At 73.2% G+C, this 7,254-nt stretch carries 6 protein-coding genes; 4 read left to right on the forward strand and 2 right to left on the reverse strand.

Annotation, left to right across the window (positions count from 1 at the left end):
- Window positions 1–37 precede the first annotated feature (37 nt).
- Both ACWDYJ_RS30590 and leuE read left to right on the forward strand, forming a co-directional pair.
- Entirely contained in the window at window positions 38–1,642 is a 1,605-nt protein-coding gene (locus ACWDYJ_RS30590; protein WP_451568838.1) for an acyl-CoA mutase large subunit family protein, read from the forward strand.
- 39 nt (window positions 1,643–1,681) lie between these two features.
- Window positions 1,682–2,335, forward strand: coding sequence for a leucine efflux protein LeuE (leuE, locus tag ACWDYJ_RS30595; protein WP_451568839.1), 654 nt, complete (start codon window positions 1,682–1,684; stop codon window positions 2,333–2,335).
- On the opposite strand, the gene ACWDYJ_RS30600 is transcribed toward leuE, so the two are convergent.
- Both ACWDYJ_RS30600 and ACWDYJ_RS30605 read right to left on the reverse strand, forming a co-directional pair.
- Window positions 2,328–3,716: a polysialyltransferase family glycosyltransferase gene (locus tag ACWDYJ_RS30600; RefSeq protein WP_451568840.1), complete on the reverse strand. Its 1,389-nt coding sequence runs from the start codon at window positions 3,714–3,716 to the stop codon at window positions 2,328–2,330. The genes leuE and ACWDYJ_RS30600 overlap by 8 nt on opposite strands.
- A complete protein-coding gene (locus ACWDYJ_RS30605; protein ID WP_451568841.1) occupies window positions 3,713–4,687 on the reverse strand; it encodes a glycosyltransferase family 2 protein in 975 nt (324 codons plus the stop codon). The genes ACWDYJ_RS30600 and ACWDYJ_RS30605 overlap by 4 nt, the downstream gene beginning before the upstream one ends.
- A gap of 155 nt (window positions 4,688–4,842) precedes the next feature.
- On the opposite strand from ACWDYJ_RS30605, the gene ACWDYJ_RS30610 reads away from it, so the two are divergent.
- Window positions 4,843–6,192, forward strand: a complete 1,350-nt coding sequence (locus ACWDYJ_RS30610) for a DUF6716 putative glycosyltransferase (RefSeq protein WP_451568842.1) — start codon at window positions 4,843–4,845, stop codon at window positions 6,190–6,192.
- On the forward strand, window positions 6,189–7,254 hold a 1,066-nt coding region (locus ACWDYJ_RS30615; RefSeq protein WP_451568843.1), incomplete at its 3' end, for a cytidylyltransferase domain-containing protein. The genes ACWDYJ_RS30610 and ACWDYJ_RS30615, both read left to right, overlap by 4 nt.

Below are 7,254 nucleotides of genomic sequence, written 5' to 3' on the forward strand. Positions count from 1 at the left end.
GGCCCCGGCCCGGGGCACGGCGAGATGAGGCAGGTTCATGGTCCGTCCCACGGCACGCACCGAGAGCGGCATCCCGATCGAACCGGTCTACGGACCCGAGGCCCTGACGGACTGGGACCCGGCGGTCAGCCTCGGCAGGCCCGGGGAGTTCCCGTTCACGCGGGGGATCTATCCGACGATGTACACCGGTGGCCGGCCGTGGACGATGCGGCAGTACGCCGGTTTCGGCGCGGCCGCCGAGTCCAACGCCCGCTACCGGCAGCTGATCGAGGGCGGCGGCACCGGGCTGTCGGTGGCCTTCGACCTGCCGACCCAGATGGGGCACGACTCCGACGCACCGCTCGCGCGGGGCGAGGTGGGCAAGGTCGGCGTCGCGGTCGACTCGGTCGACGACATGCGGGTGCTGTTCGGCGGTATCCCGCTCGACCGCGTCTCCACCTCGATGACCATCAACGCGCCGGCGGCCCTGCTGCTGCTCATGTACCAGCTCGTCGCCGAGGAACAGGGCATCGACGGAGGGCAGCTGACGGGCACCGTCCAGAACGACATCCTGAAGGAGTACATCGCGCGCGGGACGTACATCTTCCCGCCCGGCCCCTCCCTGCGGCTGACGGCGGATACCTTCCGCTACTGCCGCGCCGAGATCCCGAAGTGGAACACCATCTCCATCTCCGGCTACCACATGGCCGAGGCCGGGGCCTCGCCCGTGCAGGAGATCGCCTTCACCCTCGCCGACGCGATCGCGTACGTACGTACCGCCCTGGACGCCGGGATGGCGGTCGACGAGTTCGGGCCCCGGCTGTCGTTCTTCTTCGTCGCCCGGACCACGCTGCTGGAGGAGGTGGCGAAGTTCCGGGCGGCGCGGCGGATCTGGGCCCGCGTGATGCGCGAGGAGTTCGGGGCGCGGGACCCGAAGTCGCTGATGCTGCGCTTCCACACCCAGACGGCAGGGGTCCAGCTGACGGCGCAGCAGCCGGAGCTGAACCTCGTACGGGTCGCCGTGCAGGCGCTGGCCGCCGTACTGGGCGGTACGCAGTCGCTGCACACCAACTCCTTCGACGAGGCGATCGCCCTGCCGACGGAGAAGGCGGCCCGCCTCGCCCTGCGTACCCAGCAGGTGCTGGCGTACGAGACGGACGTGCCCCACACGGCGGACCCCTTCGCCGGGTCGTACGCGGTCGAGCGGATGACGGACGACGTGGAGGCGGAGGCGCTCGCCCTGATGGGGCGCGTCGAGGAGCTGGGCGGGGCGGTGGCCGCGATCGAGGCCGGATTCCAGAAGGGGGAGATCGAGCGGAACGCCTACCGGATCGCGCGCGAGCAGGAGACCGGGGAGCGGGTGGTGGTCGGGGTGAACCGCTTCGCGCTGGCGCGGGAGGAGCGGTACGAGCCGCTGCGGGTCGACCCGGCGATCGAGGCCCGCCAGTGCGCGGCACTGGCGCGGCTGCGGGCGGAGCGGGACGGTGACGCGGTCGCCGGGGCACTGGCCTCCCTGCGGGAGGCGGCGGCCGGGACGCGGCGCAACGTGCTCTACCCGATGAAGGAGGCGCTGCGGGCCAGGGCCACGGTGGGGGAGGTGTGCGGGGCACTGCGGGAAGTGTGGGGGAGTCACGTTCCGGCGGATTCCAGCCACAGGTATTGAGTGGCGTGACAGGTGCAATGCTGTGCGACACTCCTGCCCATGCTGGGTGTGACAGATCTTCCTACTTATCTCGCCGGCCTGGTGCTGATCGTGCTGCTGCCGGGTCCCAACTCGCTCTACGTGCTCTCCGTCGCCGCGCGCAGCGGGGTGCGGGAGGGCTACAAGGCCGCCTGCGGGGTGTTCACCGGCGACACGGTGCTGATGGTGCTGGCCGCCGCCGGTGCGGGCGCCCTGCTCCAGGCCACCCCGCTGCTCTTCACGGTGGTCAAGCTCCTCGGCGCCGGATACCTGGCCTGGCTGGCCGTGGGCATGATGCGGACCGCGTGGGGGATGTGGCGCGATCGCAAGGTTCGGCAGGAGGAGTTGCTGACCGGCGAGGAGCCCGCCGGGGCCGCTGCCGTGCGGCCGTACCGGCGGGCCCTGGTCGTCAGCCTGGTCAACCCCAAGGCGATCCTGTTCCTGCTGTCGTTCTTCGTGCAGTTCGTGGATCCGGGCTACGCCTACCCCGCGCTCTCCTTCCTGCTGCTGGGGGCCGTGTCGCAGCTGGTGAGCTTCCTCTACCTCTCGACGCTGATCTTCACCGGCACCCGGCTGTCCGCCGCCTTCCGCCGCCGCAAGGCGCTGTCGGCCGGGGCGACCTCGGCGGCGAGCGTGCTGTTCCTGGGGTTCGCCGCCAAGCTCGCCGTCAGCTGAGGCGGCCGGAACGGCCGAGGTGGCGCCGCACCCGGTGCACCACCCGGCGCACGGCGCGGCTGCGCGGGAGGAACGACAACTGGGCGGGGATCCCGCCCGGCAGGCCCAGCGTGGTCAGGCGGCGGCGCGTGAAGTACCGCCAGGTGTACGGGGTCAGGTCCCGGGCCAGGTAGCGCTCGGCCTCCGGGCGGCGGTCCGCGAGGATGCGGGGCTGCATCGTGAAGCCCACCGCCGTGACGAGGCCGGCCAGGTCGGCGGGGGCTTCGTGGGCCCGCGGATCCGCCAGGTCCGGGACCAGCGCGTCCACCAGCGCCAGCGGGATGCGGTTGCTGTTCTGGTACGGGGCCAGGCGGGCCAGTACGTCCCCCGTGCCGGTGCGCGCGACCGGGATCCCGTACAGCGCCCGGGCGGTGAGCAGCCCGGTGGAGAAGCAGCCCACGACCAGCGCCGGGCGCAGCCGCTCGTAGAGGGTCTCGGCGGGCACCGGTGTGCTCAGCACCGTCAGTCGCGCCCCGAGCCGCCCGGCCTCGCCCTGCGCCCGGCGCCAGTACGCGGCCGGTGCGCTGGGGTGCGGTTTGAAGACCAGCTCGCGGTGGCCCAGGGCGAAGGCGCCGCGGACCATCTCCACGTGCAACTCCTCCTCCTGGGCCGGGGTCATCAGGTCCAGGGCGGAGAGGTACTGGCCGAGGAGGAGGGCGGGGGGCCCGGCGGCCGGCTGCGCGAGTTCGACCGGGTGCGGGGGTTCGGCCGGGTCCGCCAGTTCGGCCGGGTCCGCCAGTTCGGCGAACACCTTGAGGACGGCCGCCGACGGGATCAGCTCCGCCCGCACGCCGAACTCCGTCAGCAGCAGCGGCTCCAGTCCCGGTACCAGGTCCGGGTGGAGGACCCGCCGCACCCGCATGCCGATCTGCGGGTCGAGCCGGAAGCGGGTGGGTCCGTACGACATCAGCCCGTCGGCGTAGACGTCGACCGCCGCGCCCGGGAACAGCCGGCACAGGCTCTGCGCGGGCGGCACCTGGAGCGACTCGACGACCAGTTCGACCCGGTCCTCCCCGAGACCCCACAGGGTGCGCAACTGCCGTTCCCACAGGGGGACGTCCTCGGGGCGCGGGGCCCAGACGCTCGGGTGCTGCGGGGCGATGACCGCGTTCCAGTCGAGCACCTCGTCGAAGCGGGTGCTCAGCGCGGCGAAGCCCGGAAGGTCGGCGAGTCCCGGGGTGATCTCCGGAGTGAGGGAGTGGTTGCTGGTCAGCAGGATCCGGCGGCCGGCCGGGGGGAGGCCGCCCGAGTCGAGGGCGGCGGCGAGGGTGGCCGTCCCGTAGAGCGTGGAGGCGAGGAAGATCTGGGTGACGCGGGAGGTGGGGGCCTGGGGCTGGTTCACGCGGACGCTCCGGCCGGGGTGCGGCGGCGCAGGCGGCGCAGGAGGGCGGAGCGTTCGGCGTCCATCGTCTGCAGGGTCTCGTCCAGCAGTGCCCGGGGCATGCGTCCGAGCGCGGCGGCGCTCATCGCGCGGAGTTTTCTGGCCACGGCCGGTTCGAACCTTTCGATGGAGCCGATATGGTGCGCGATAATTGCACAATATGTTCGGACGGCTTTGGGGAGCAGGAGTTCGGATTCCGGGTCGGCCGCCGTGTCCGACAGGACTTGATCAAAAGCGCGGATGAAATCGAGCTGCCGCTCGTCCCCGATCTGCGTCAAGGACGTGGAAATCCCGCGACGGTAGAAGATTCCCGGCATTTCGACCGCCGCGAAGGACTCCGCCTCCCGGTGCAGCCGCCAGATCCACGGCCGGTCCTCCGCCGTCCGCAGCCCGTCGGTGAAGTGCAGCAGCCCCCGCTCCAGCAGCCGCCGGTGGTACATCCCGGCCCAGGCGTACGGATAGTCCACCGCCGTGGCCCGCGAGGCCGGCAGGATCCCGGCGCGCGGATCGCCCACCACCCCACAGGGCCCGTACGGGACCCGCTGCACGCTGCGCGTCCGCCCCGTGACCTGCACATGGTCGGTCCGGACGAAATCGCAGCCCAGGGCCTCGGCGGCGGCCAGCGTACGGGCCAGGTGACCCGGCGCCAGCCAGTCGTCGCCGTCCAGGAAGGCGAGGTACTCCCCGCGCGCCGCGTCCAGGCCGGTGTTGCGGGCGGTGGCCAGCCCGCCGTTGCGGTCCCGTCTCAGGTACACCGCCCCGGGCAGCTCGGCGGCCGCGCGCTCCAGCAGCTCGGGCGTCCCGTCCGTGGAGCGGTCGTCGACGAGCAGGAACTCGAAATCCTCGCGGGCGTTGAGTTCGAGACTCTTCAGGGCATCGGGTGCGTATGTCCGCACGTTGTAGAACGGCACGACAACAGAGAGCTTGACCACTCACGAGACAATAGGACGCGGGTCCTCATTCATCATGGCCCGCATGCGGATTCCATGTGAACGACGCGGGGCGGCAGTGTTAACCCGTACTCATTCGCATTCCGTCGACGGGTTGTTAACCCGCCGTTGCGCGCTCGTTGGGCCGATCACCGGAAATGCGGAATAGCTTCTGCCGGGTGCCAGTGCCACTCAGCGTCGCCGTACTCGCCGATTCCGATACACGGTGGAAATGGGGTGCCCTCACCGCCCGCCGCCTCGCGCCCGACCCGCACCTGTCCGCGTTCCTGCTGCGCGGCCGGGCCACCCCCACCGCCCGCCAGCTCGGCGAGGTGGGCGTCCGCCCCGACGGCCGACCGGCGGAGGTGACCTGCGCGGAGTTCCTCGCGGAGCTGGAGCGCGGACGCTACGACGTGGTCGTGCTCGCCCTCGTCGGCGGCGCCGTCCAGGCCGTCCTGCACGGGGCCCGCGCCCTGTGGCCGACCCCCGCCGCCCGGCCCGTGTTCGTCACCGGCTACGTCGGGGTCGTCTACGAGAAACTCGCCGACGGACTGCTGCTGCGGCACGGGGCCGACCTCGTCCTCGCCAACTCCCGCCACGACGCCGGACGGTTCCGCGCCGTGTACGAAGGCGTGGGCGCCGATCCGGACGCCGTCACCGAGACCGCCCTGCCCTTCCTCGACGGAGCGGCGTACGAGCCCGCCGGAAGCAGCGCCCCCACCGTCGTCTTCGCCGTGCAGCCCTCCGTACCCGAGAGCCGGGCCGACCGCGCCCACCTCCTGGAGCGGGCCGCCGGGCACGCGCGACTGCACCCGGAGCGGGAGGTGCTGATCAAGCTGCGCAGCCGCCCGGGCGAGCACACCACGCACCTGGAGGAGCACCCCTACCAGCGCCTCGCCGAACGGATCCCCGGCGGCCTGCCGCCCAACTGCCGCCTCGCGTACGGGAACATGGGCGAGGTCCTGGACACCACCGACCTGCTGGTCACCGTGTCCTCCACCGCCGCCCTGGAGTCCCTGCACCGGGGCATCCCGACCGCCGTCCTGACCGACCTCGGCATCCGCGAGGCACTCGGCAACCACCACTTCCTCGGCTCCGGCTGCCTGGCGTCGTGGGACCAGCTCGACGCGGGGCTGCTGCCGCGGGGGGACCCGGGGTGGCTGGCGGCGCACGGCGTACCGGGCGCTCCGGCCGAGCCGGCCGCGGACCCGGCGGGGGACGCCTACGCCGCCGCGCGGGACCGCGTCGCCGAACTCGTGGCGCGGCCCCTGCTGCCCGCCCCCTCGCCGTACTACACGCTCACCACCGCCCCGGGGTACCTCCCCGGCATCCTGGCCCGCCACCACCTCGCCCCGGACGGGACCCCGCTCCCCGGGGCGCGCCGTACGGTCCCCGAGTCCCGGCTGCGCCGCCGGCTGCGCGCCCACCTGCGCGAGGCCGCCCGGGGGGCGTACCGGCACGGGGTCCAGCGCGTGGCCCCGGTGATCCGCAGGCTGGGCGAGCTGTGAGGGTCCTCGCGGTCATCCCGGCCCGGGGCGGGTCCAAGGGGGTGCCCGGGAAGAACACCGCCCCGGTGGGCGGGGTCCCGCTCGTCGCCCGCGCCGTCCGGGCCTGCCGGGCCGCGCCCACCGTCACCGACGTGGTCGTCTCCACCGACTCCGACACGGTCGCCGCCGCCGCCCGTGCCGCCGGGGCCGGGGTGATCCGCCGCCCCGCCGCGCTCTCCGGGGACACCGCGAGCAGCGAAGCCGCCGTCCTGCACGCCCTGGACGCCTTCGAGGAGCTGCACTCCCTCACCGTGGACGTGGTCCTGCTGGTCCAGTGCACCAGCCCCTTCCTGACCCCCGGCGACATCGAGTCGGTCGCCGCCGCCGTCGCGTGCGGCGCGGCCGACTGCGCCCTGACCGCCGCCCCCTTCCACGGCTTCCTCTGGCGTACGGCGCAGGCCGCCGGCGGCGGAACGAGGACGGGGATCGGGGTCAACCACGACCCGGCGTACCGCCCGCGCCGCCAGGACCGGCCGGAGGAGCTGCTGGAGACCGGCGCCGCCTACGCCATGGCCGCGCCCGCCTTCCGCACCGCCCGGCACCGGTTCTTCGGGCGGGTCCTGCCCGTCCCCAGCGACCCGGCGCGGGTCCTGGAGATCGACGATCCGCACGACCTCGCCCGCGCCCGCCTCCTCGCGCCGCTGTTCGACGTACCGCCCGCATCCGCGTTCCCGCGCACCGACCGAAGGACACCGCCTGCCATGACCACCACCGCCAACTCCCGCCTGCGTGCCTTCGGTTCGCGTACCGCCGGCCCCGGACGGCCCGTCTACGTCGTCGGCGAGATCGGCATCAACCACAACGGTGAGCTCGCCAACGCCCTCGCGCTCATCGACGCGGCAGCCGACGCCGGCTGCGACGCCGTCAAGTTCCAGAAGCGCACGCCCGAGATCTGCACCCCCCGCGACCAGTGGGACATCGAGCGCGGCACCCCCTGGGGCCGGATGACCTACATCGACTACCGCCACCGCGTCGAGTTCGGCGAGGCCGAGTACCTCGCCATCGACGCGCACTGCGACAAGC

The organism is Streptomyces sp. NPDC003042 (assembly GCF_053591315.1).